The organism is Arthrobacter jiangjiafuii, assembly GCF_018622995.1.
Lineage (GTDB): Bacteria > Actinomycetota > Actinomycetes > Actinomycetales > Micrococcaceae > Arthrobacter_B > Arthrobacter_B jiangjiafuii.
On record NZ_CP076022.1, the window covers coordinates 871,594 to 892,234 of the forward strand.

At 66.6% G+C, this 20,641-nt stretch carries 23 protein-coding genes; 11 read left to right on the forward strand and 12 right to left on the reverse strand.

Annotated elements, in window-relative coordinates; genetic code table 11:
* Window positions 1-86: 86 nt before the first annotated feature.
* From KKR91_RS04205 to KKR91_RS04230, 6 genes are all read left to right on the forward strand, one after another.
* The gene (locus KKR91_RS04205) at window positions 87-728 is read left to right on the forward strand and encodes an ABC transporter permease (protein ID WP_210230128.1); all 642 of its coding nucleotides are present in this window, start codon (window positions 87-89) and stop codon (window positions 726-728) included.
* Window positions 721-1,947, forward strand: a complete 1,227-nt coding sequence (locus KKR91_RS04210) for an ABC transporter ATP-binding protein (protein ID WP_237687483.1) — start codon at window positions 721-723, stop codon at window positions 1,945-1,947. Before KKR91_RS04205 ends, KKR91_RS04210 begins: the two co-directional genes overlap by 8 nt.
* Entirely contained in the window at window positions 1,944-2,780 is an 837-nt protein-coding gene (locus KKR91_RS04215) for an ABC transporter permease (RefSeq protein WP_210230130.1), read from the forward strand. The genes KKR91_RS04210 and KKR91_RS04215 overlap by 4 nt, the downstream gene beginning before the upstream one ends.
* Window positions 2,780-3,790 (forward strand): glycine betaine ABC transporter substrate-binding protein, encoded by a 1,011-nt coding sequence (locus KKR91_RS04220; protein WP_210230132.1) that lies wholly within the window; start codon window positions 2,780-2,782, stop codon window positions 3,788-3,790. Before KKR91_RS04215 ends, KKR91_RS04220 begins: the two co-directional genes overlap by 1 nt.
* A 37-nt stretch (window positions 3,791-3,827) precedes the next feature.
* The gene (locus KKR91_RS04225; RefSeq protein ID WP_210230133.1) at window positions 3,828-4,268 is read left to right on the forward strand and encodes an ASCH domain-containing protein; all 441 of its coding nucleotides are present in this window, start codon (window positions 3,828-3,830) and stop codon (window positions 4,266-4,268) included.
* 75 nt (window positions 4,269-4,343) lie between these two features.
* Window positions 4,344-5,402, forward strand: a complete 1,059-nt coding sequence (locus tag KKR91_RS04230) for a HoxN/HupN/NixA family nickel/cobalt transporter (protein ID WP_210230134.1) — start codon at window positions 4,344-4,346, stop codon at window positions 5,400-5,402.
* 65 nt (window positions 5,403-5,467) lie between these two features.
* Here KKR91_RS04230 and KKR91_RS04235 read toward each other — a convergent pair whose 3' ends face one another.
* From KKR91_RS04235 to KKR91_RS04265, 7 genes are all read right to left on the reverse strand, one after another.
* Window positions 5,468-6,349 carry an urease accessory protein UreD gene (locus KKR91_RS04235; RefSeq protein ID WP_210230135.1) on the reverse strand — a complete coding sequence of 294 codons (882 nt, stop codon included), beginning with the start codon at window positions 6,347-6,349 and terminating at the stop codon, window positions 5,468-5,470.
* Window positions 6,312-7,097, reverse strand: a complete 786-nt coding sequence (gene ureG, locus KKR91_RS04240; protein ID WP_237686592.1) for an urease accessory protein UreG — start codon at window positions 7,095-7,097, stop codon at window positions 6,312-6,314. Before ureG ends, KKR91_RS04235 begins: the two co-directional genes overlap by 38 nt.
* On the reverse strand, window positions 7,090-7,812 hold the full coding sequence (locus KKR91_RS04245; protein WP_210230137.1) for an urease accessory protein UreF: 723 nt from the start codon (window positions 7,810-7,812) through the stop codon (window positions 7,090-7,092). The genes ureG and KKR91_RS04245 overlap by 8 nt, the downstream gene beginning before the upstream one ends.
* Before the next feature lie 26 nt (window positions 7,813-7,838).
* On the reverse strand, window positions 7,839-9,545 hold the full coding sequence (locus tag KKR91_RS04250; protein WP_210230139.1) for an urease subunit alpha: 1,707 nt from the start codon (window positions 9,543-9,545) through the stop codon (window positions 7,839-7,841).
* A gap of 1 nt (window position 9,546) precedes the next feature.
* Entirely contained in the window at window positions 9,547-9,921 is a 375-nt protein-coding gene (locus KKR91_RS04255) for an urease subunit beta (RefSeq protein WP_337925350.1), read from the reverse strand.
* Window positions 9,918-10,220, reverse strand: a complete 303-nt coding sequence (locus tag KKR91_RS04260; protein ID WP_210230141.1) for an urease subunit gamma — start codon at window positions 10,218-10,220, stop codon at window positions 9,918-9,920. Before KKR91_RS04260 ends, KKR91_RS04255 begins: the two co-directional genes overlap by 4 nt.
* 83 nt (window positions 10,221-10,303) lie before the next feature.
* Entirely contained in the window at window positions 10,304-10,864 is a 561-nt protein-coding gene (locus KKR91_RS04265; protein WP_337925086.1) for a hypothetical protein, read from the reverse strand.
* 242 nt (window positions 10,865-11,106) lie between these two features.
* Between KKR91_RS04265 and KKR91_RS04270 the strand changes: the two genes are divergently transcribed.
* On the forward strand, window positions 11,107-12,003 hold the full coding sequence (locus KKR91_RS04270; RefSeq protein WP_210230143.1) for a phosphodiesterase: 897 nt from the start codon (window positions 11,107-11,109) through the stop codon (window positions 12,001-12,003).
* Between the two features lie 4 nt (window positions 12,004-12,007).
* Here the strand turns inward: KKR91_RS04270 and KKR91_RS04275 are convergent, their stop codons facing one another.
* Complete coding sequence (locus tag KKR91_RS04275; protein ID WP_210230145.1) at window positions 12,008-12,430, reverse strand: pyridoxamine 5'-phosphate oxidase family protein; 423 nt, start codon at window positions 12,428-12,430, stop codon at window positions 12,008-12,010.
* A gap of 154 nt (window positions 12,431-12,584) precedes the next feature.
* Between KKR91_RS04275 and KKR91_RS04280 the strand changes: the two genes are divergently transcribed.
* Window positions 12,585-14,255 carry a catalase gene (locus KKR91_RS04280; protein WP_210230147.1) on the forward strand — a complete coding sequence of 557 codons (1,671 nt, stop codon included), beginning with the start codon at window positions 12,585-12,587 and terminating at the stop codon, window positions 14,253-14,255.
* 160 nt (window positions 14,256-14,415) lie between these two features.
* Here KKR91_RS04280 and KKR91_RS04285 read toward each other — a convergent pair whose 3' ends face one another.
* Entirely contained in the window at window positions 14,416-16,023 is a 1,608-nt protein-coding gene (locus KKR91_RS04285) for a stealth family protein (RefSeq protein WP_420481419.1), read from the reverse strand.
* 206 nt (window positions 16,024-16,229) lie between these two features.
* Between KKR91_RS04285 and KKR91_RS04290 the strand changes: the two genes are divergently transcribed.
* The 3 genes from KKR91_RS04290 to KKR91_RS04300 all read left to right on the forward strand — a co-directional run bounded on the left by KKR91_RS04290 (window position 16,230) and on the right by KKR91_RS04300 (window position 18,574).
* Complete coding sequence (locus KKR91_RS04290) at window positions 16,230-16,874, forward strand: hypothetical protein (protein WP_210230149.1); 645 nt, start codon at window positions 16,230-16,232, stop codon at window positions 16,872-16,874.
* 109 nt (window positions 16,875-16,983) lie between these two features.
* The gene (locus KKR91_RS04295; RefSeq protein ID WP_210230151.1) at window positions 16,984-17,670 is read left to right on the forward strand and encodes a DUF6318 family protein; all 687 of its coding nucleotides are present in this window, start codon (window positions 16,984-16,986) and stop codon (window positions 17,668-17,670) included.
* 478 nt (window positions 17,671-18,148) lie between these two features.
* Window positions 18,149-18,574, forward strand: a complete 426-nt coding sequence (locus tag KKR91_RS04300) for a hypothetical protein (protein ID WP_237687484.1) — start codon at window positions 18,149-18,151, stop codon at window positions 18,572-18,574.
* Here KKR91_RS04300 and KKR91_RS04305 read toward each other — a convergent pair.
* Genes KKR91_RS04305 through KKR91_RS04315 form a run of 3 tightly spaced genes read right to left on the reverse strand, consistent with a single transcriptional unit; the run spans window position 18,562 to window position 20,623 of the window.
* Window positions 18,562-19,371: an MSMEG_6728 family protein gene (locus tag KKR91_RS04305; protein ID WP_210230155.1), complete on the reverse strand. Its 810-nt coding sequence runs from the start codon at window positions 19,369-19,371 to the stop codon at window positions 18,562-18,564. The genes KKR91_RS04300 and KKR91_RS04305 overlap by 13 nt on opposite strands.
* 12 nt (window positions 19,372-19,383) lie before the next feature.
* Entirely contained in the window at window positions 19,384-19,935 is a 552-nt protein-coding gene (locus tag KKR91_RS04310; RefSeq protein WP_210230157.1) for a GNAT family N-acetyltransferase, read from the reverse strand.
* Between the two features lie 52 nt (window positions 19,936-19,987).
* Entirely contained in the window at window positions 19,988-20,623 is a 636-nt protein-coding gene (locus tag KKR91_RS04315; protein WP_210230159.1) for a DUF1684 domain-containing protein, read from the reverse strand.
* Window positions 20,624-20,641 lie beyond the last annotated feature (18 nt).

Consider the following 20,641-nt stretch of genomic DNA (forward strand, 5'->3'; position numbering starts at 1 on the left):
GGCGGCGGGCCCCTGCCCATCGGCCCGGGGCCGGATTAGGCTGGAGAAAAGGGCAGAACCCCACCAAGAGATGAAGTGGGTACGGCGTGTATGAATTTGTTTCGCAGCGCCTCAACGACATCCTGTTTTCCAGCTGGCAGCACTTCAGCCTTGTCATCCAGTGCCTGGCGGCCGCGGCCGTCCTGGCGGTCCTGGCTGCGGCGCTGACGTACCGCAGCGCCGGTCTCCGCGCTGCGGCGGACAGCATCAGCGCGATCGGGCTGACCATTCCCTCCTTCGCGCTGATCGGGCTGCTCATCGCGCCGCTCGGCTTCGGCGTGTTGCCGGCCGTCGTCGTCGTGGGCTTCTTTGCCCTGCTGCCCATCCTCCGCAACGCCATTGTCGGGCTGACGGCTGTCCCGGCCAACCTCGTGGAGGCCGCCCGCGGCCTCGGGATGGGCCGGTTGCGCATCTTCTTCCGGATCGAGCTGCCGCTGGCCTGGCCGGTAATCCTGGCCGGGATCCGCGTCTCCGGGCAGATGATGATGGGAATCGCGGCGGTTGCCGCCTACGCGCTCGGCCCCGGGCTGGGCGGGTTTATCTTCTCCGGGCTGTCCCGTCTGGGCGGCGCCAACTCCCTGGAATCGGTGGTGACGGGCGTGGTGGGAGTGGTCCTGCTGGCCCTCATCCTTGACCTGCTGCTGGTTGCCCTGGGCCGGCTCACTATCCCGCGAGGTATCCGTGTCTGAAACCAGCCCTGCCGCATCAGTGCCATCCGCCGAAGGAATCCTGCTCCAGAACGTCACCAAACGCTTCCCCGGGCAGGACCGCTCCGCAGTGGACGGACTGACCATGGAGATACGGGCCGGGGACATGGTCATGCTGGTGGGCCCCTCGGGCTGCGGGAAAACCACCACCCTGAAAATGATCAACCGGCTGATCGAACCGACGTCGGGACGCATCCTGCTGGGAGGCAGCGACATCACCGCCGTCGACGCCGACAAGCTGCGCCGCGGGATCGGGTACGTCATCCAGGCCGGAGGCCTCTTTCCGCACATGAGCGTGGCGGCAAACATCGCCGTCGTGCCGACGATGCTCGGCTGGGACAAGGACCGGACCGCCCGAAGGGTGGATGAACTGCTGGACCTGGTCTCCCTGGACCCGGAGCGGTACCGGGACCGGTATCCAAAGGAGCTCTCCGGCGGCCAGCAGCAGCGGGTCGGCGTGGCCCGGGCCCTGGCCGCTGACCCGCCGGTGCTGCTGATGGACGAACCGTTCGGTGCGGTGGATCCCATCACCCGGGAACGCCTGCAGGATGAGCTGCTCGCCCTGCACGCCGACCTGGGCAAGACGATCGTCTTCGTGACCCACGACTTCAACGAGGCCATCAAGCTGGGGGACCGGATTGCAGTCTTCGCGGAGGGCGGCCATCTGGTCCAGTACGACGCCCCGGAACGCATCCTGGCCGATCCCGCGAACGACTTTGTGCGGCAGTTCGTGGGCTCCGACGCCGGGCTGAAGCAGCTCGGCCTGGCCCGGGTCGGCGCCGTGGAGGCGTTGCCGGTGATCACCGGAACCGCCGCCGAATCCCCGGCAGAGCTGCTGGAGCGCACGGTCGCCGCCGGAGCGGACGCGGCGGTTGTGGTCGACGGCGACGGACGGCCACTGGCCTGGTTCCCGGTCGCGGAACTGGAGCAGCTGGATTCGCTGCCGGATCGGCGGACGCCGGGCCTGCCCGTGGTGGGGCCCGAGGACAGCCTCGCCGACGCGTTGGATGCCATCCTGGTTTCCGCTCCGGGGATCGCACTGGCCACGGGGGCGGGCGGGCGGTTCGAGGGCATGATCGATGCCCCGATGCTCCTGCAGGCGGTCCGTCTCCGGCAGGCGGAGGGTTCTCCGGAAACGGGCGGAGGATCGCTGCGCGAGCGGGGAAGGCCTGCGGGATCAACGGAAGCGGGACGCTCATGAGCAGCCGCCAACTGGCGGGCCGGATTCCGGCGAAGGGCCCCGGATCCGAGTCCGCACAAGCCAAGGACGCGCACCGGCTGTCCCGGACGGAGGCGGATTCGCCGGCCCGGGACAACTCCCGGCTGGGCCTGGTGTGGCAGCTGGCCGGCATCCTTGCGGCACTGGCCGTGTTCCTGTTCTGGCTCTCGGCTGCGGACCTGACCCAGACCGAACTGACCACGCTGGGCCCGGGAACGCTCTGGGTCTACACGGTGGAACACCTGCGCCTGACCGGGCTTTCCGCCGTCATCGTGCTGCTGGTGGCGCTGCCGCTGGGCGTCCTCCTGACCCGGAAGCCGCTGCGGTTCCTGACCGGACCGGTGCTGGCCGTGGTGAACGTCGGGCAGGCCGCCCCGGCCATCGGCCTGGTGGTGCTGCTGGCCTTCTGGCTCGGCTTCGGTTTCCGGACGGCGGTGGTGGCGTTGGTGCTGTACGCCCTGCTGCCGGTGCTGCGCAACACCATGGTGGGCCTGGATAACGTGGACGCCCGCCTGGTGGAGGCCGGCCGCGGCATGGGCATGAGTGCAGCGCGGGTGCTGTTCCGGGTGGAGCTGCCCCTGGCCGTGCCGCTGATGCTGGCCGGTATCCGCACCGCGCTGGTGCTGCTGGTGGGAACGGGGGCGCTGGCCACCTTCATCAACGGCGGCGGACTGGGTGTGCTGATCACCACCGGAGTAAACCTGAACCTGCCCCGCGTCCTCGTCGGCGGAGCGGTCATGGTGGCCCTGCTGGCGCTGCTGGTGGATTGGGTGGGGCGCGTGGTGGAGTACCTGGCCCGGCCGAAAGGAATCTGATGTCCAGCTCACCGTTAAGCGCTTTGCGCGCCCGGATGGCTGCCACGCTGGTTGCCGCCCTGGCCGCCGTCGGCCTGCTGGTGTCCGGCTGCGGGCTGGAGCCGGCCGGATCCTATGTGCCGCCGGTGGAACCCGGGGCCATCCAGCCGATCGAGGGGCTGCCCGATGACGCCTCGGTGACCGTCACGTCCAAGAATTTCACCGAACAGCTCATCCTGGGCAAGATCTCCGTGCTGGCGGCCAAGGCTGCCGGCTTTGAGGTCACGGACCTGAGCAATGTCCCCGGAAGCCTGCCCGCCCGGGAACTCCTGCGCAGCGGCCAGGCCGACGTGATGTGGGAATACACCGGTACCGCCTGGCTGACCTACCTGGGCAATGAGCAGGGCATCCCGGACCAGCAGGAGCAGTGGCAGGCCGTTTACGACGCCGACGCCGCGAACGGGCTGACCTGGGGGGCGCCCGCAGAGTTGAACAACACCTATGCGCTGGCGATGAGCCGGGAACGGGCCGGGGAACTGGGGGTCAGCAGCATCTCGGACCTGGCCAACGTTCCGGTCCCTGAGCTGACGTTCTGCGTGGACGCCGAGTTCAACTCCCGGCAGGACGGCTTTACCCCGTTGCTCGAGCTGTACGGACTCAGCCGTGGAAGCGTGGTTCCCGAACAGAATGTGGGCATCTACGACACGGGCGCCATCTACGGGGCAGTGGACCAGGGCCAATGCGCCGTGGGTGAGGTCTTCGCCACCGATGGCCGCATCGATGCCTTGGACCTTGTGGTGCTGGAGGATGACCTCGGGTATTTTCCCGCCTACAACGCTGCCCCCGTGATCTATACGCAGACCCTGCAGAAATATCCGGAGTTGGAGGCGGTACTGGAACAGGTGGCGGCAAGGCTCGACGACGAAACCATGCGCTCGCTGAACCTCAAGGTCGATGTCCAGGGCCAGGAACCGGAGCAGGTGGCGTACGACTGGATGGTGGCGGAGGGGCTGGTGGCTCCCGCGGACTGAGTGCGCTTAGGGCCCGGTTGGACGGTAGGCTCCGGACATGGAACCAAACCTTCCCGACGCTGAGTTCGCCTTTCCCGGACCGCTCCGTGATGCGCTGGTGGCAGCCATCCTCGACGGCAGCAAGACCAGTACCACCAGCGTCGCGCTGCAGTACGACGTCGACAGTGAGCCGCTTCCCGTCCCCGGTGCCCGCTCCGTCCTGGTGGACAGCGAGCAGAAGCCGGTGGCGATTCTCGAAGTGACCGGCGTCCGGCTGGCTCCGCTGGGTGAGGTGGACCTCGCGCACGTCCTGGACGAAGGCGAAGGCCACGGGAGCGTGGCGCAGTGGCGGACCGCGCATGAGCAGTTCTGGCACAGCGCAGAGTTCCGCTCCGCGTTGGGAAATCCGGACTTCACCGTGGATGACACCACCGTTGCCGTACTGGAACGCTTCCGAGTGGTGGAGGATATCGGGCACGGCGTAGTTCCGCGTTACTAAGCCGGATTGGAAACCTGGCTGAAACGTGGAATCCCTAGACTCTGGATGTTCGTTTCGTCCAGTCAAAGAGGATCAATGACACAGACCGCCAGTGCCGTTCCGTCCGTCAGGAAAACCTTGTGGGGGATGGGTGCCGCTGTGCTGGCGCTCCACATCGCGGGCTGGGGAGGGTTCGCCGCACTGGTTCTTCCCCACGAGTACCTTGCCGGCGAGGGAATGACCTTCGGTGTCGGACTGGCAGTCACGGCATATCTGCTGGGAGCGCGCCATGCCTTCGATGCGGACCATATCGCCGCCATCGACAACACAAGCCGCCGGCTGACCGTGCGCGGTGGCACGCCCCCGGTGAGCACCGGCTTCTGGTTCGCGCTGGGACACTCGACGATCGTCCTGGGCGCCGTGGCCCTGCTGGCAGGTGGCGTGAATGCGCTCGCCGGGGCCATCGCTGACGACGGCTCAGTCCTGAAGGAGGCCGCAGGCATTTGGGGGCCGGCCGTTTCCGGCAGCTTCCTCCTGCTGATTGGAGCCATCAACCTCGTGGCCCTGGCCGGCATCTACCGGGCGTTCCGGAAGTCCCGGACCGGCACCGGCAGCGAGGAGGACCTCGAGCGTGCATTGAACCAGCGCGGATTCATCAGCCGGATCCTGGCCCCGGTGGCCCGCCGGGTGGACCGGCCCTGGAAAATGTATCCGCTGGGATTCCTCTTCGGCCTGGGGCTGGACACGGCGACCACCATTGGCCTCTTCGTGGTGGCCGGCGGCGCCGTAGTGCTGATGCCCTGGTATGTGGTGATGGTGCTGCCGGTGCTCTTCACCGCCGGCATGGTGCTGTGCGACAGCTTGGACGGCATCCTGATGAGCCGGGTCTACAGTTCAGCCCTGGACCGCCCGGAACGGAAGATCTTCTACAACCTGGCGATCACCGGGGCCTCCGTGGTGGTCGCGTTCCTGGTGGGAGCCGCCGTCCTGGGCGGGCTCTTCACCGAGGTGTGGGCCCTGGAGAGCGGCCCGGTGGCCTGGTTGGGCACCGTGGACCTGGAGTACTTCGGCTTCGCCGTGGTGGGCGTCTTCGTCCTGGCCTGGGCCGCCGCGGGCCTGCACGGCCGGGCGGCCACGCCTGGCCGCATGAACTAGCAGGCGGCCGGTCGTACCTCCCCGGGGCGACGGGCGGCGTCCGCGGCGGTGCCCAGGCAGCCGACTCAGCCGGTCAGCTCGGCACGCCACGCCGTGAACGCGGCACCGGTGCTGCGCTCTGCGGTATGGGCCTGGCTGTCCAGGCTCCGGGCGATGGCGCCGGGGGAGGCCAGATCGAACCGGCGCATCCGGGAGGGGTGCCCGGCCCCGGACACCTGCGTCCGTGACGCTGCGGGCCCGGACGCTGCCGGCAGGGGATCCGGGCGCCAGCCCACCGCCGTCACGCTCGCCATGACCCGTGAGCCTCCAAGGATGCCGACGGCGTCCTCCCGCGGTCCGGTGAGGTCCAGGTCCTCATAGAGGAGATCGCCGTCTTCGCCGGTGACGCGGGTGATGCTGCGCAGCCGGCCGCCGGCTTCGCCTGACCGGCCCAGCACCAGCGTCTCCCGTATCAGCGCCCGCGCGCCGGCGGCCAGCCGCAGCCGGGTCTCCCGCTGCACATTGGAACCCGAGGCAGCCACGAAGGACGCCCCGTCCCAGATCAGCGCCGACCCTTCACCGAGCTCCGCCTCCAGCACCCAGCGCGAAGGCACCAGATCGGCGTCGTACGCCACCAGCCCCGCCGGCTCCACCACCTCCAGGGTGACTCCGGGCCCGACCGAAACCTGGATCCGCACCTCGTCACCGCCCAGCAGCATCATATGGATGCCGATCAGCGCCACCCGAAGGTGCAGCGGATGACTGCCGCCGCTGACCGGCCGCGGCGCCAGATAGAGTCCCTGGTCCAGCACCGAAAACCGGGCCCGCCCGCCCACCTGATCCACGCTGATCCGGGTGGGACGCGGTAAAGCGGTATCGGTGGCGGCAGGCCGGGCCGGAAGGGCGGCGGGCCCGGTGGCCGTTCCGGCGTCAGTGGCGGTGCGGAACAGCGTCCGGCTCCTCGTCATGGGTGTGGAAGAAGCCGCCGTCGCCGTCCTCGTCGGCATGGAAATGCGGTGCCATCGGGCCGGGATCCTGCGGGGTGTGGCCGCCGGCGCGGTGCAGGGCAACCATGGAACGCACCCAGGCGCTGAGGTCATCGATGGTGTCCTGCTGCTTGCGGGACAGGGCCAGCACTGGACCACCCTCGCGTGCCGCGGTGGCATCGGAGACCATCAGCTCCACATCGACGTCCACATAGGGGGCCAGGTCGATCTTGTTGATCACCAGCAGGTCAGCGCGCGCGATGCCGGGGCCGCCCTTGCGGGCCACGTCTCCGCCGCCTGCGACGTCCAGGACGAAGATCTGCGCGTCCACCAGGGCGGGGGAGAAGGTGGCGGTGAGGTTGTCGCCGCCGCTTTCCACCAGCACCAGGTCCAGCGGAGCGAAGTCCGCCTCCAGGTCCTCCACGGCGAGCAGGTTGGTGGTGACGTCGTCACGGATGGCCGTATGCGGGCAGGCTCCGGTCTCCACGGCACGGATGCGTTCGGCGGGCAGCACACCGGCCGAACGCAGGAACTTCGCGTCCTCATCGGTATAGATGTCGTTGGTGATGACGCCGATCGACAGCTCGCCGGACATGGCCCGGCAAATGGTGGCGATCAGCGAGCTTTTGCCGGTTCCCACCGGGCCAGCGACGCCGAGGCGCAGCGAGCGGGTCGGATCGGCACTGGCACCAGCGGTGGTTTTATCGGTGAATGCGGTGTTCTCAGGCAACGAACAGCCTCCTTGTTCTTTCGGTGTGGTCTTCGGCCCAGTGCTCCATCCAGGGAGCGCTGAGGGCGGGCAGATCTTCGAGGCTTCGGGCATGCAGGGCGTCGGCGGCGACGGCGTTGATCTTCTCCTCGGCGGCCAGAATCCAGCCGGTGGCGGTCATCGGGTCGATGGGCAGCAGCTTCAGTGCCGCGGCCACCACGGACTGGGCATCGTCATAGCAGGCCAGCCTGGCCAGCTGCAGTTCGCCCACCCCCAGTGCCCGGGCCGCAACGCCCAATGCCACCGGCCGGGTGGGACGCGGCACCTCCGCCTTCAAGGCGGCGACGGCGGCATCCGCCGGTTTCAGCGTCGCCGCCAGCCGCAGCATGCCCCGGCCCAGGCGGCGGGAGGCGTCCCGCTGTGCGGCGGAGGGTGTCCGGGCATCGAGGGCGGCTTCCAACGCGGCGAAGCCGGGAACGCCGTTGTCCTGCACGGCCTGGCCGCCCGCCCACGCCCGGGCACGCCGGTGGGCCAGCACGGCGGCGACCGTTTCCATCCGGACCACGCTCTGCAGCCGGGACAGCAGGTAGGGATAAACGCCGTCCACCCCCAGCCCTGCCATCACTGCCGGTTCCAGACCGGCCGAATGCGAGTACGCGCCGGAGGGCAGCCGGGAGTCGGCGAGCAGGAACGCCGCGATTGCGGACTCGCCGGCTCCGAAGCAGTCCTCCGTCATCTGGTCCTCGTTGTCATCACGGCCGCCTAGAACAGGGTGTAGCGCTGGGTCAGGGGCAGCTCGGTTGCAGGGGCCGGCTCAACAACCTGCCCGTCGATGCTGACCATGAAGGTTTCCGGATTCACCGTGATGTCCGGCAGCGCGGTGTTGTTCGGCAGGGATGCCTTGGTCACGTCGCGGGTGGAGCGGATGGCGGTCAGCGACCGCACCAGGCCCAACCGGTCGGCAAGCCCGTCGTCGAGCGCAGCCTGCGCCACGAATGAGGTGGACAGATGGGGTGCCGACGACGCGCGCCCCGCCAGCGCCTCACGCATCCAGACCGGCTGCGGGGTGGGCAGCGACGCGTTGGGGTCACCCATCTGCCCGGCCACAATGGCCCCGCCCTTGATCACCAGCGAGGGGCGGATGCCGAAAAACGCCGGGTTCCACAGCACCAGGTCGGCCATCTTGCCGGCTTCGACGGACCCCACCTCGGAGTCGATGCCGTGGGCCACCGCCGGGCAGATGGTGTATTTGGCGATGTAGCGGCGTACGCGCTCGTTATCGGCCGGCAGCGCGGACTCGGTGGCGCCCATGTAGTTCTTCATCACGTGGGCCACCTGCCAGGTGCGCGTGATGGTCTCGCCGATCCGGCCCATGGCCTGGGCATCGGAGGAGGTGATGGACATGGCGCCCAGGTCCTGGAGAACATCTTCGGCCATCATGGTGTTGGCCCGGATCCGGGATTCGGCGAAGGCCAGGTCCTCGGGGATGCGCGGGTTCAGGTGATGGCAGACCATCAGCATGTCCAGATGTTCTGCGACGGTATTGACCGTGAACGGCAGGGTGGGATTGGTCGACGCCGGAAGGACGTTCGCGGCTGCTGCCACGGTGATGATGTCCGGGGCGTGTCCGCCGCCGGCGCCTTCGGCGTGGAAGACGTGGATGCCGCGGCCGTTGATGGCATCCAGTGTGTGCTGCACGTAGCCGGCCTCATTGAGCGAGTCAGCGTGCAGGGCCACCTGCACGCCCCACCGGTCCGCGGCGGTGAGCGCGGCGTCGAGGGCTGCGGGTGTGGAGCCCCAGTCCTCGTGCACCTTGTAACCGGCCGCCCCGGCCAGGGCTTGTTCCTCCAGTGCGGCCTGGCTGACGGTGTTGCCCTTGCCGTACAGCAGGAAGTTCATGGGCAGGGTGTCCAGTGCCCGGTGCATGACCTGCAGGTTCCAGGCGCCGGGGGTGACGGTGGTGGCCTTGGACCCTTCGGCCGGTCCGGTGCCGCCGCCGCCCACGGTGGTGATGCCCGAAGCCAGGGCCTCGCGCAGGGCATCGGTGCCGAGCAGGTGCACGTGAGTGTCGATCCCGCCGGCGGTCAGGATCCGTCCTTCACCGGCAATCACTTCGGTACCGGGGCCGATGACCAGGGCCGGATGGATGTTGTCCATGATGTCCGGGTTGCCGGACTTGCCGATCCCGGCGATGCGCCCGTTCTTCACACCGACGTCGGCACGGACAATGCCCCAGTGGTCCACGATCAGCACATTGGTAATGATCAGGTCCGGCGCTCCTTCGGCGGAGGTCCGGGTGGACTGGGCCATCGATTCGCGGATGTTCTTGCCGCCGCCGAACACCGCTTCGTCGCCGCCGAAGGTGTAGTCCTTTTCCGGGCTGATCCACAGGTCGGTGTCGCCGAGGCGGACCGAATCTCCCACAGTGGGGCCGTACAGGTGCGCATAGTCGTGCCGGCTGATCTGCATGTCAGGACTCCGATCCGGGGTGCTCCGGCGACGCTGCGCCTGCGGCGGCGCCGTCGTCTGCCGCAGCGCCGCCGTGCCGGATCTGCAGGCCCGGCACGGTGCCGGTGCCGGCCAGCTTCACCAGGACCACCTCGCGCGAGGCTCCCGGTTCGAAGCGCACCGCAGTTCCGGCCGGAACACCCAGCCGGAAGCCGACGGCGGCGCTCCGGTCAAAGGCGAGTGCGGCGTTGACATCGGCGAAGTGGAAATGCGAGCCGATCTGGACCGGACGGTCACCGGTATTGGTGACCACCAGCGTCCTGGTCTCCCGCCCCGCGTTCAGTTCGAGGCTTCCGGAGGCGGTGCGGACCTCGCCCGGGATCAGGGGAGCGCTCATGAGATGGGGTCCGTAATGGTGACGAGCTTGCGGCCGTCCGGGAAGGTGGCCTCGATCTGCAGGTCGGGAATCATTTCGGGTACGCCCTCCATGACGTCCTGGCGGGTGAGGACGCTGCGGCCCTGGCTCATGAGATCCGCAACGAGTCCGCCTTCGCGGGCCCGTTCCATGACCCAGCAGGACAGCAGGGCAACGGCTTCCGGATAGTTCAGCAGGACGCCGCGTGCCCGCCGGTCGCGCGCGACCATGCCCGCCACGCTGAGCAGCAGCTTTTCCGTGTCCGAAGGTGTGAGGAACATGGGTCCGAGTGTGGCACCGCCATGTTTCAGCGGTGTTGCGTGTTACCTCCGAATTACGCCGAGGACAGGAATGGTGCCGCGGACTACTTGGACTTGCTGTCCTTACGGTCCTTGGATTTCTTGGTGTCCCTGGCTTTCTTGGCTGCCTTGACCGCCAGGGCTGCGCCGCCGGCCTTGACCGGCGCGGGCACCTTGCTGTCCTTGGACTTGCTGTCCTTGACCTTGACTTCCTTGACCTTCGTCCGGTTCTTGCGGTCCAGGATCAAGGCGGCGGCCACTCCCGCCATCCAGACGTCCTTGGCGAAGGGAACACCCTGGGGTGAGGGCCGGATGCCGTCGTCCTCGGTCCACTCGGGGGTCTTGGCATACATGGTCAGCAGCCCGCCGGAGAAGGCGCCCAGCACCAGCCCGGCCAGCCTGCTGGGTACAAACGGCGTCAGCAGGGTCAGTCCGATGGTGATCTCCGCGGAGCTGAGCAGTTTTCCGAACCGGACGGGATCAAGATCCATCACCTGGGGGAAGGCATGGGAGGCCATCTGCTGCAGTCCTGCCGCGCTGTCCTTGTCGAGGTTGCGCTTGCTCATGCCGGAGTTCAGGATGTACGCGCCGGTGGCCAGACGCAGCGGAATATGGCTGATTCTCATGGGGGGATCCTTCCGTAGAGTCGCTGACATTCCTGAGCCTAAGGCCGTGACCGTCGGCGCGCCAGAGCCGGTAAACCATCGAGCAGCGGCCTCGGCGACGGAGCGGGCACCGTGCGGGCGGAAGCTACCTGAACCACCCATGCCGGGAACACGCCGTCACTGGTGCACCCTTACGACCAAACTCTGCTTTGATGGATGGGAAGGTACGCAGTGGCAGCTGTCATCGACACTAGAAGGTCCTCATGGATTACCTCCCGGCCGAACACCCACGGCCGCGTCATTTCATTCTTCATCTCAGCGACACCCACCTGGTTGGCGGATCCCGTCCCTTGTACGGGGCGGTGGACAGCCAGGCCAAACTGGCAGAGGTCTTCGCGAAGCTGGAAGCTTCAGGGCAGCGGCCCGATGCCATCATCTTTACCGGAGACCTGGCGGACAAGGGCGAACCGGAGGCGTATGCCAAACTCCATGCCATAGTCGCCCCGGTAGCCGAACGCATGGGAGCCCTGCTGATCTGGGCCATGGGAAACCATGACAACCGCGAGAACCTCAAGAGCATGCTGCTGGGAGAAGCCCCGGACATGGCTCCGGTGGACCGCGTGTATCTGGTCAACGGCCTGCGGATCATCACCCTGGATTCCACGGTGCCGGGCTACCACCACGGCGAGCTCAGCGGCGCCCAGCTGGACTGGCTCCGGAACGAGCTCAAAACACCGGCACCCGAGGGCACCATCCTGGCCCTGCATCATCCGCCGGTTCCCAGCGTCCAGGACCTGAGCGTGCTTGTGGAATTGCGCCACCAGCAGGAATTGGCGGCTGTGCTGCAGGGCACGGATGTCCGCTCCATCATCGCCGGCCACCTGCACTACTCCACCTTTGCCACCTTCGCCGGCATCCCGGTCTCCGTTGCCTCAGCCACCTGCTACAGCCAGGACCTGACCTCGCCGGGCACCCGCGGCCAGGACGCGGGCCAGGCGTACAACATGGTGCACGTGTACGAGGACTCGGTAGTGCACTCGGTGGTGCCGCTGGATGAGAACAGCACCGTGGGCGAGCGGGTGGACGAGGCGGAGACCCGCCGCCGGCTGGAAGCAGCGGGGGTGGAAATCCGCGCTGCGGAGCAGCTGGCTTCGGCCTAGCGGTTCACCGTTCCGGTTCCGGCCCCAGGTTGAAGAAGCGTCCGGTAATCTCCTCCGGCCGGATTTCCACGTAGCGGTACTTCAGCGTCCGCACCCATGGTTGCAGCGGCAGCTCATCGGCTGCGTCAATCGCGCTCTGGGTCTCCAACGTATGCGTGGTCCCCTTGACGACGACGGACCAGGCCTGGTCACTGAGGATGCCGTCGGCTTCGAACGCGACGTGGTCGTTCACGGTCAGTTCGGCCAGTTTGGTGCCGGGGCTGGTGCGCAGGAGGATGACGCCGTCGTGCGCGTAGTAGTTCACCGGATAGATGCTCGGCCGGTTGGCCACGCTGACCGCCAGTCGGCCGTGATAGGTCTTCTCCAGGTACTGCCAGCTCTGTTCAGGGGTCAGTTCCACCACGGGGGGCCGCTCGTCTGTAGTCATTGCCCTAGTGTGCCAACTGCCCGGCGATGCCGCCACTGTGGACCAGCGAAGGGAACTTGACGCGTGACGGAGGCCACAATCAGAGTTGAAGGTGGACGATCCTTACATCAGCCACGGCTTCGGACCAGCCGGCACCTGGAAGAGAGCGAACGCGATGACAGACGCAGCGAACCAGACCCCCGAAAACGGCGAGCCCAACGAGGTGGACCAGCACCTGACGACCCGGCAGGGGCACCCCGTCTACGACAACCAGAACAGCCGGACGGTGGGACCACGAGGCCCCGCTACCCTGGAAAACTATCCCTTCCTGGAGAAGATCAGCCACTTCGACCGCGAGCGCATCCCGGAGCGGGTGGTGCACGCCCGCGGCTTCGTGGCCTACGGGGATTTCGAAGCCTCCGGGAAGTGGGGGGACGAGCCCATTGCCCGCTACACGCGGGCCAGATTGTTCTCCGAGCCCGGCAAGAAGACCGACGTCGCCATCCGCTTCTCTACCGTGATCGGCGGCCGGGACTCCTCGGAAACAGCCCGCGATCCGCGTGGCTTCGCGGTGAAGTTCTACACCGAGGACGGCAACTGGGACCTCGTGGGCAACAACCTGGGCGTGTTCTTCATCCGTGACGCAATCAAGTTCCCGGATGTCATCCACTCCCTGAAACCGGACCCGATCACCTTCCGGCAGGAACCGGCCCGGATCTTCGACTTCATGTCCCAGACCCCGGAGTCCATGCACATGCTGGTGAACCTGTTCAGCCCGCGTGGCATTCCGGCGGATTACCGGCACATGCAGGGTTTTGGCGTCAATACCTACAAGTGGGTGAACGAAGAAGGCGAAACCAAGCTGGTGAAGTACCACTGGCTGCCCCAGCAGGGCGTGAAATCCATGACGGAGGCGGACGCCGCCAACATCCAGGCCAACGATCTGGGCCACGCTTCCAAGGACCTCTACGAGTCGATCGAATCCGGTGACTATCCCAAGTGGGACCTGTACGTGCAGATGATGGATGACAACGACCATCCGGAGCTGGATTGGGATCCGCTCGATGACACCAAGACCTGGCCGGAGCAGGACTTTGAACCCAAATTCGTGGGCACCATGACCCTGACGCGGAACATCTCCGACCATCACAACGAGGCGGAACAGATTTCCTTCGGTACCGGCGTGCTCGTGGACGGCCTGGATTTCTCCGACGACAAGATGCTGGTCGGGCGGACCTTCAGCTATTCGGATACCCAGCGGTACCGGGTCGGGCCGAACTACCTGCAGCTGCCGGTGAATTCGCCCAAGCATGCTCCGGCGGCCACCAATCAGCGCGGCGGCCAGATGTCCTACTTCACCGACCTGGCACCGGGGCAGAACCCGCATGTGAACTACGAACCCTCGATCACCGGCGGGGTTCCGGAAGCTCCCAAACCAGCCCACGACGAGCAGGGCCCGGACCTCACCGGCAAACTGACCCGCGCCCGGCTCCCGCGCACCAATGACTACGTCCAGGCCGGCCAGCGCTTCCAGCTCATGGAGGCGTGGGAGAAGGACGACCTGGTGGCCAACTTCGCCGCCAATATCGGGGAGGCGGTGCGCCCGGTACAGGAGCGGATGCTCTGGCACTTCTACATGTGCGACGACGAACTGGGCTCGCGCGTCGGTGAGGGCCTGGGCATCGGGCTGGAGGAGGTCCGGGATCTTGGTCCGCTGGCCACCCAGACGCTCTCCGAGGCGGAAAAGGCGTGGATGAAGAATCTGGGCCGGAACGGGCCGCGCAACGTCGAGGGCCTGACCATGACCCACTGCGTTCCCGACGAGCACGTGGTGGTGACCAGGTAGCGCTGGTCAGGCTCGGGATCGGTGGCGAAAACAGCTCCTGCAGCAGGGGAGTGTTCACCGGTCCCGGCGTCCGGGCGCGGGTCAGCGACCTGCTGGACCGCGGCTGCTGCGCGGCTTCCTTAGTTAGGCCGCCGCGCAGCTAGCCCGCCGAGGGGTCGCGCTAGATTTCCCAGGGTGCCTTGATCGGGAAGAACTTCTCCAGGAAGTCCGTGACCCGCTCCGCGCGTTCCTGCGCCGGGACTTCGGGGAAGCTGCCGTCGTTGAGGCAGAACAGGTCCATGTTCCGCTTGGCCAGCAGCTTGTCCATGCTCTTCAGGCCTGCGTAGGAGGTGGTATCCACGTACTTCACCTTCGCGGTTTCCTGCGTCACCGCGCGCCCGGTGAGCAGCGCGTAGTAGTGGTACAGCGAGTTGGTGACCGAGATGTTGTCCTTGGCGCGGAACCGGCTCGCGGCGGTGGCAGCGAACTCGTTGGGGAATTCCGCCTCCATTTCCAAGAGCACGCTTTTGCGCAGCGGTGCGGCAGTGTGTTCCAGATGCCGGGTGGTGATCCGGCCGAAGCGTTCCCAGAGCAGCCGTCGGTTCACTCGGGCGGCGTTCTCGAAGCCGCTGCGCTCCGGGTCGTTGGCGCCGAGGCCGATCCGGGTGCTGGCCTCAATGAACTTGGTAATGCCGCCGGGGGAGAAGAACAGGTCAGGGCCGACCGGGCGGCCGAAGAACATGTCGTCGTTGGAGTACAGGAAGTGCTCGGCGAGACCGGGAATGTGCTGCAGCTGGGCCTCGACGGCCTGCGAATTATGGGTGGGCAGCACCGAAGGGTCCTTGAAATGCTCCTCTGCACGGACAAAGGTCACCGACGGGTGGTCGGCCAGCCAATCAGGCCGGTCCGAATCGGTGGCGATGAAGATGCGGCGGATCCAGGGCGCAAACATATAGACCGAGCGCAGGGCGTACTTGAGCTCGTTGATGTGGCGGAAGCGGGCCTCGTTGTCGTCACCTTCGCCGACGACGGCGTCCTTCATCCGGGCGGCGCGGGCGGCCTGGTATTCGGCTGAGCTGCCGTCTACCCAGGAGAAGACGAGGTCCACGTCGAAGTCGATGTCGGTGGCGTGGTCCGCGAACATGTTCTCGATGGTCGGCCAGGTGAGTCCGTGCTTTTCCACGGTTCCGCGGACCACTTCGCTGGCCGGCAGGGTGCGGCGGGTCAGGGAGTTCTCCACCGGCAGCGTGATCTCGGAGCCGGCGAGGTCCCAGAGTTCCAGCTGCACCCCGGCGGAGGGGCCGAAGACCAGGTTGGTGCCGCTGACCGCCCGCGGACGGAAGACGCGGATGATCCGGGAGGTGTCCCCGGGAGCGAGCTCGCCGTCGGCAATCAACAGGGTGCGCGTCTTCTTGGTGTCCACGCTGCGCGAATAAAAGGGCTCCTCACGGCAGGCCTGGACCATGGCGCGGCGCAGTGCCGCCCGGTGGGCCAGATCGACGGCGATTACCGGGCGCTGGTCGTTGCCACGCACCAGCAGGTAGGAGATGCCGGCGTCGTCCAGCACTTTGCGGACAAACAGCAGGTCTTCGACCATGGCCTGGTTGGGTGTCAGGCCAGTGTCCATGAGCGTCAGCCGCCCCTTGACCTTGACGACGTCGGGACGGTGTTCCACCCGCTGGACAACAGCCAGGGAGGCGGTCTGGAGATCTTCGCTCTCATGCACCGGTTCGGGGGTACCGAAATACACATCGTGTTCTGCGGCTATATCGGTAATCGGAACCTCCAAAGGGACTCAGATGCAGTGGACGGGCCGAGGCAGGCGGCCGCGGCTCGTGCGGCACTGCACGTTTAGGTGGTGCTCGTAACTGGTGCCGGCTTTCCGAGCGGAAACCGGATGGGCCGGGCGCCGGGACGGAAAGCCGGGAAGCTCTGGGCGCGGGCGCCGCTGCTCCGTAGCATGGATTGCTACCGCGGACATGGCTGGGAGCTGATGTGAGATACCGTAACACCACGCTGGCGGCGGCGACGTTGCTTGTGCTCAGTATGTCATCCTGTGCCGGCCCGCCGGGCAACGGGGGTTCCTCCGAGCGTGCCTCGTGGTCCTCCTACACGACGACCGACGGTGCCCTGGTTTTTGAATACCCGGCCGATTGGACCGTGCAGGAACTCCCGCCGGCCGCCAACGATCCCGCCGGAGGCGTTTCGGTCCAGGTGAACGACGCCGGGGGAGACGCGGTGGCGCGGCTGGACACCGGGATTATCGCCGACCTTGTCTGCGCCGACCCGGACGAGGACGTGGCGTACACGGAGTACGACACTGAGCCGATGCCCGAGCTTGACTCCGAGCAGGGGACCGAGCAGCGGTTTGTCTACCGCTCCGTGGCCCCGTCATCACCCACCCGGGGCGACCCGATCGCCACCTACGCGGTGATCACCGAGATCGGCGACCGCGGGGAATGCGGTCTCTTCGATTACTTCACCTTCACCAAATCCAGCGGTGGCCGATTCGCGGGCGCCTATCCGGCGGAAGAAGCAACGGAAGGCCAGTCATATCTCGACGGCGCCGCAGCCTATGAGAATACGGCGGAGTTCCGGGATATAAAGCGGATGCTGGTATCCCTGCGCGATACCCGCTGACGCGTTTCCGGTTTCCTCTGGCGTGCTGTGGATAAGTCCGTATGCTTGCGGCAGCCTCGTACTATTGGCGTCACTCACAGTCCCGCACCATGTCCTGGGGGTTCTTCCGATGATCCATGAGCGTGTTCGTGCCTGGTCCGGTTTTGCGGTTGTCCGGGTCGGTGCCCTGGGGGTGGCGGCCGTTCTGGTGCTGGGCGGCTGTTCCGGTGACGGTGAGCCCGGGGCTGAGGCGGCTGAAGCGTCGAGCAGTGCCAGCCCAAGCAGCGGGGCCACTGCCAGTGCGTCTGCCCCGTCGAGTCCGACGCAGGCTCCCACTCTTGCTGCCTACAAGCCGGCCTCCGCGGAGGGTCCCGCCGAGAATGTTCCGCTGCCTGTGATGCCGGAGCTTGCGAAGCAGGAGTCCAAGGAAGGTCTGGAAGCCTTTGCGAGGCACTGGTACGCACTAATCAACTACGGATACGAGACTGGTGAAGCTGGACCAGTGAAGGCCGTAAGTGGGGAGAGCTGCAATATTTGCGCTAATTACTACCCCCAACTAGAGACTGCTTTCGTAGATGACGATTGGATGGGCGGAGGGCAAGTTGAGACCCGCTCGGTAAAGTCTGATTTCGTTGTAACACCTGAGGGGCGTTATCAAGTTCTGATCCAAATTAGCCAACAGTCCATGGATTTCTATTCACCTGGCGAGTACCTAGGAACTCGAGAAATTAGTTCGTTGGATCTAGGTGTGCAGATGATCGAAGCGACGTACCGTGACGGAGAGTGGTTCGCGGATGACGTCGTTAAGATCCAGTAATCGGCTGCGCTTCCCTTTGAACAAGATGGTAGGGCTGTTAGTTTCGACTGCTATCGTCTTCGGCCTAGGGTCCGCCTCGGCCCAAGCTGCCGTCGTCGAATCCGATATCAACGAGGGGGCTGTCCTAGCTAAAGCGATATATTTTCAGGATTCCAAAAGCGGCGTATGGACAGAACTGCCGATCGGACTGGCCCAAGACACTAGCGACTATCGATACGAACTTGCCTGCTTCGATATGCCTGAAGGCGCTGGGGATATGACATGTATTGGCGGCCTTCCAATCAGGTGCCAAGCCGGGGAAAACGGCCGTGTGGTCCAGTGGTACAGCGGACTGCGAGGCACCAGCCCAGATCAATGGACGGAGTTCGGCTCACCGTCATGTATTTATGATGAAGAACCAGCGAGCCTCGGAGAACAAATCAGTGCAGTGATTCTCTCCGAGTTCCAGTCCCGGCCCATAGCGGCCGGGAGTCTGGGGATGCAGCCTAGCCCGCACACACTGATCGGCGCCCAGACCAACTTCTACGTAGAGGCCCGTGAGCAGACGTTCGACTTCGTCCTGTTGGGCCAGGACCTTCGGATCATCGCCACGCCCACCGAATATGAGTGGACCTACGGCGACGGAACCAGCTACGGCCCGGCACCGTTTGCCGGTGGCCCGTTGCCGGAAAGCCGGTGGGGCGAGAAGACCGCCACCAGCCACGTTTACGGTGCCACCGGTGATGTCCAAGCCTCTGTCGTGGTCCACTTCTCCGGCGAATACTCCATCAACGGCGGGCCCCTCGTGCCGATCGACGGACGGGCCTCGGTTCCGTCCGCGCCGCAGACCGTGAGCGTATGGCGCTCCACCTCGAACAACGTCGCCGACGACTGCCTGATCAACCCGGCCGGTTACGGCTGCTGACCTGACTGCAACCTGCCGGGCCGCGGCACCCGGAACAGCGTCCGGGGATCCTGCAGCAGCGCCGGATACGCAAAGTCCCGCCGCCGGATTTCACCGCTGACGGTCACCGGGCGCCGCGCCGTGTCATTCGTGAGCCGCACCGGCCCCACGGTTCCGGCCAGCAGCACCGACCGGTCGGCACCGAGAAGCACAACGTCGTCGCCGTCGTCCATGTCCTCCAGGAACCTCACCAGCGTACGGCCCTTCTTGCCAGCCACCGGGGTTCCCTTTACCGAGAGCATTGGCAGTTCAATCACCGGTTCCCCGGCGGCGCCGGGCACGGGCCGGGCCACCCACAGGGCATCGCCGCCGGGCTCGGACGGCAGCGCAGGATGCTCCGGCTCCGGCCACACATACGGCAGCCCGCCGGGAGTCTCCGGAAACAGCGGAGCGTAAACCTCGGGGGATTTTGTGATCAGGTTTGAGCGGTGGCTTTCATGAAAGGCAGCGTCGCCGAACCAGGGCGGCAGGACGACGTCGGCCTCCGCGGCCTCGGGGGCGAACTCCAGAAGCTGCTCATACACCGTGTCCGCATGCCCGCGCGCAATCCACTCATTGGTCATCGCCAACCCGTAGGCGGTCAGCGCCGGCACGTAGCCCATCCACATCTTCATGGCCGGGTGGCTCTGCCAGCCATAGTCCGGAATCACCAGGGCGCGGAGCACCTGAAGCGTCTCGACGCGCTGCTTGCCCAGCCGGGCCTGGTCCAGGACCCGGGCGCTGCGGGGAAAGCTGTCATAGGGGAGGAACGTCTGCACCGGATCAGTGTGTCACTCGGCGGGGCGGGGCAGCGGGCGGGACAGGATGAAGTCGCGGAAAACATGCTGGCCCACGACGAAGCTCCGCCGGCCGGACTCCACGAAGCCGGACTTCCGGTAGAACGCCTGGGCCCGTTCGTTCAGGTCGTTCACGCCAAGCCACAGCGAGCGGTATCCCTCGCCGGCAGCCATGGAAACGGCGGCATCCATGAGGAGTACTGCCGTCCCGGAACCGTGGGCGGATGGATGCACGTAGCACTTGGAAAGTTCGGCGACCGGTCCGGGCACCTCCTGCAGGGCCGCTGCCACCTCCGGATCGGCAGGCGGCGCGAGGACCAGCAGGGCATAGCCGATGATGTCGCCGCGGTCCCGGGCTGCCAGGACCCGCATCGATCGCTCCGCCAGATACCGCTGGAAGGATGCCTCCGACAGATGGGCGGCCACAAAGGCGGCGCTGTCCTGCGCGGTTACCGCCGGCGGGCAGGCCAGCGGAAAGGTCAGGGCCGCCAGGGCGGAGAGTTCTGCGGCGTCGGCGGGTTCAGCCCGGGAAACGGAAACGGTCACAGGTCCAGCTTAGGCACGGGGAATTGCGGCACGCCCGGCGCAACGGCAGGGATCAGTACTGTGCGTACTGTTCCCCGACGGCCAGCGGTGCTCCGGTCCGGTTGTCCGGCCCGGGCAGCGGGCACGCCCAGGCTTCGTCGTACGCGCAGGAGGGGTTGTAGAGGAAGTTGAAGTCCAGGACCAGGCTCCCCGGAGCCGCACCCAGTCCCAGGGAGGCGCCCTTGATCGTGTCCAGCAGGTACCGTCCGCCGCCGTAGCTGCCGCCGTCGGTGCCGGAGAGCGCATCGCGCACGGGCAGGAAGATCCCGCCGCCGTAGGACGCCAGCCGCCACACGGCAAGCCGGCCCACGCCGTCGGCCGCCACCGTGCCCAGCCGCACAAACGGCACCACGCCGTCGGTCCCGGTGGGGACGTCCATTCTCTGGCCTGCGCCGTCGTCGTCAATCAGCGCATCGCAGCGCAGGTCCGGATCGTAGGGCCCGATCTCCAGTCCGCGGAAACGCGCCCGGGCGGCAGGCTTCAGCGGGGATGCGGGGTGCTCGGCGAAGAGCTTGTCGCGTTCGGCGCGCCAGAGGCCGTGGGCGTACGACGGCGACACCTCCTGGGCGGTGAGCCGCACCTGGGCGTACAGGCCGAAGACGCGCTGCCGCCAATCCGCTGTCTGCAGCACTGTGACAGGTGGGGTCATTGGTTCAGCGTAGTGTGT

Coding starts and splice junctions, on each gene's coding strand:
- KKR91_RS04215 (WP_210230130.1), top strand. CDS start 1,944: ATGAGCAGCCGCCAACTGGCGGGCCGGATTCCGGCGAAGGGCCCCGGA.
- KKR91_RS04220 (WP_210230132.1), top strand. CDS start 2,780: ATGTCCAGCTCACCGTTAAGCGCTTTGCGCGCCCGGATGGCTGCCACG.
- KKR91_RS04225 (WP_210230133.1), top strand. CDS start 3,828: ATGGAACCAAACCTTCCCGACGCTGAGTTCGCCTTTCCCGGACCGCTC.
- KKR91_RS04230 (WP_210230134.1), top strand. CDS start 4,344: ATGACACAGACCGCCAGTGCCGTTCCGTCCGTCAGGAAAACCTTGTGG.
- KKR91_RS04235 (WP_210230135.1), bottom strand. CDS start 6,349: ATGACGAGGAGCCGGACGCTGTTCCGCACCGCCACTGACGCCGGAACG.
- KKR91_RS04245 (WP_210230137.1), bottom strand. CDS start 7,812: ATGACGGAGGACTGCTTCGGAGCCGGCGAGTCCGCAATCGCGGCGTTC.
- KKR91_RS04250 (WP_210230139.1), bottom strand. CDS start 9,545: ATGCAGATCAGCCGGCACGACTATGCGCACCTGTACGGCCCCACTGTG.
- KKR91_RS04255 (WP_337925350.1), bottom strand. CDS start 9,921: ATGAGCGCTCCCCTGATCCCGGGCGAGGTCCGCACCGCCTCCGGAAGC.
- KKR91_RS04260 (WP_210230141.1), bottom strand. CDS start 10,220: ATGTTCCTCACACCTTCGGACACGGAAAAGCTGCTGCTCAGCGTGGCG.
- KKR91_RS04265 (WP_337925086.1), bottom strand. CDS start 10,864: ATGAGAATCAGCCATATTCCGCTGCGTCTGGCCACCGGCGCGTACATC.
- KKR91_RS04270 (WP_210230143.1), top strand. CDS start 11,107: ATGGATTACCTCCCGGCCGAACACCCACGGCCGCGTCATTTCATTCTT.
- KKR91_RS04275 (WP_210230145.1), bottom strand. CDS start 12,430: ATGACTACAGACGAGCGGCCCCCCGTGGTGGAACTGACCCCTGAACAG.
- KKR91_RS04280 (WP_210230147.1), top strand. CDS start 12,585: ATGACAGACGCAGCGAACCAGACCCCCGAAAACGGCGAGCCCAACGAG.
- KKR91_RS04295 (WP_210230151.1), top strand. CDS start 16,984: ATGATCCATGAGCGTGTTCGTGCCTGGTCCGGTTTTGCGGTTGTCCGG.
- KKR91_RS04300 (WP_237687484.1), top strand. CDS start 18,149: ATGCAGCCTAGCCCGCACACACTGATCGGCGCCCAGACCAACTTCTAC.
- KKR91_RS04315 (WP_210230159.1), bottom strand. CDS start 20,623: ATGACCCCACCTGTCACAGTGCTGCAGACAGCGGATTGGCGGCAGCGC.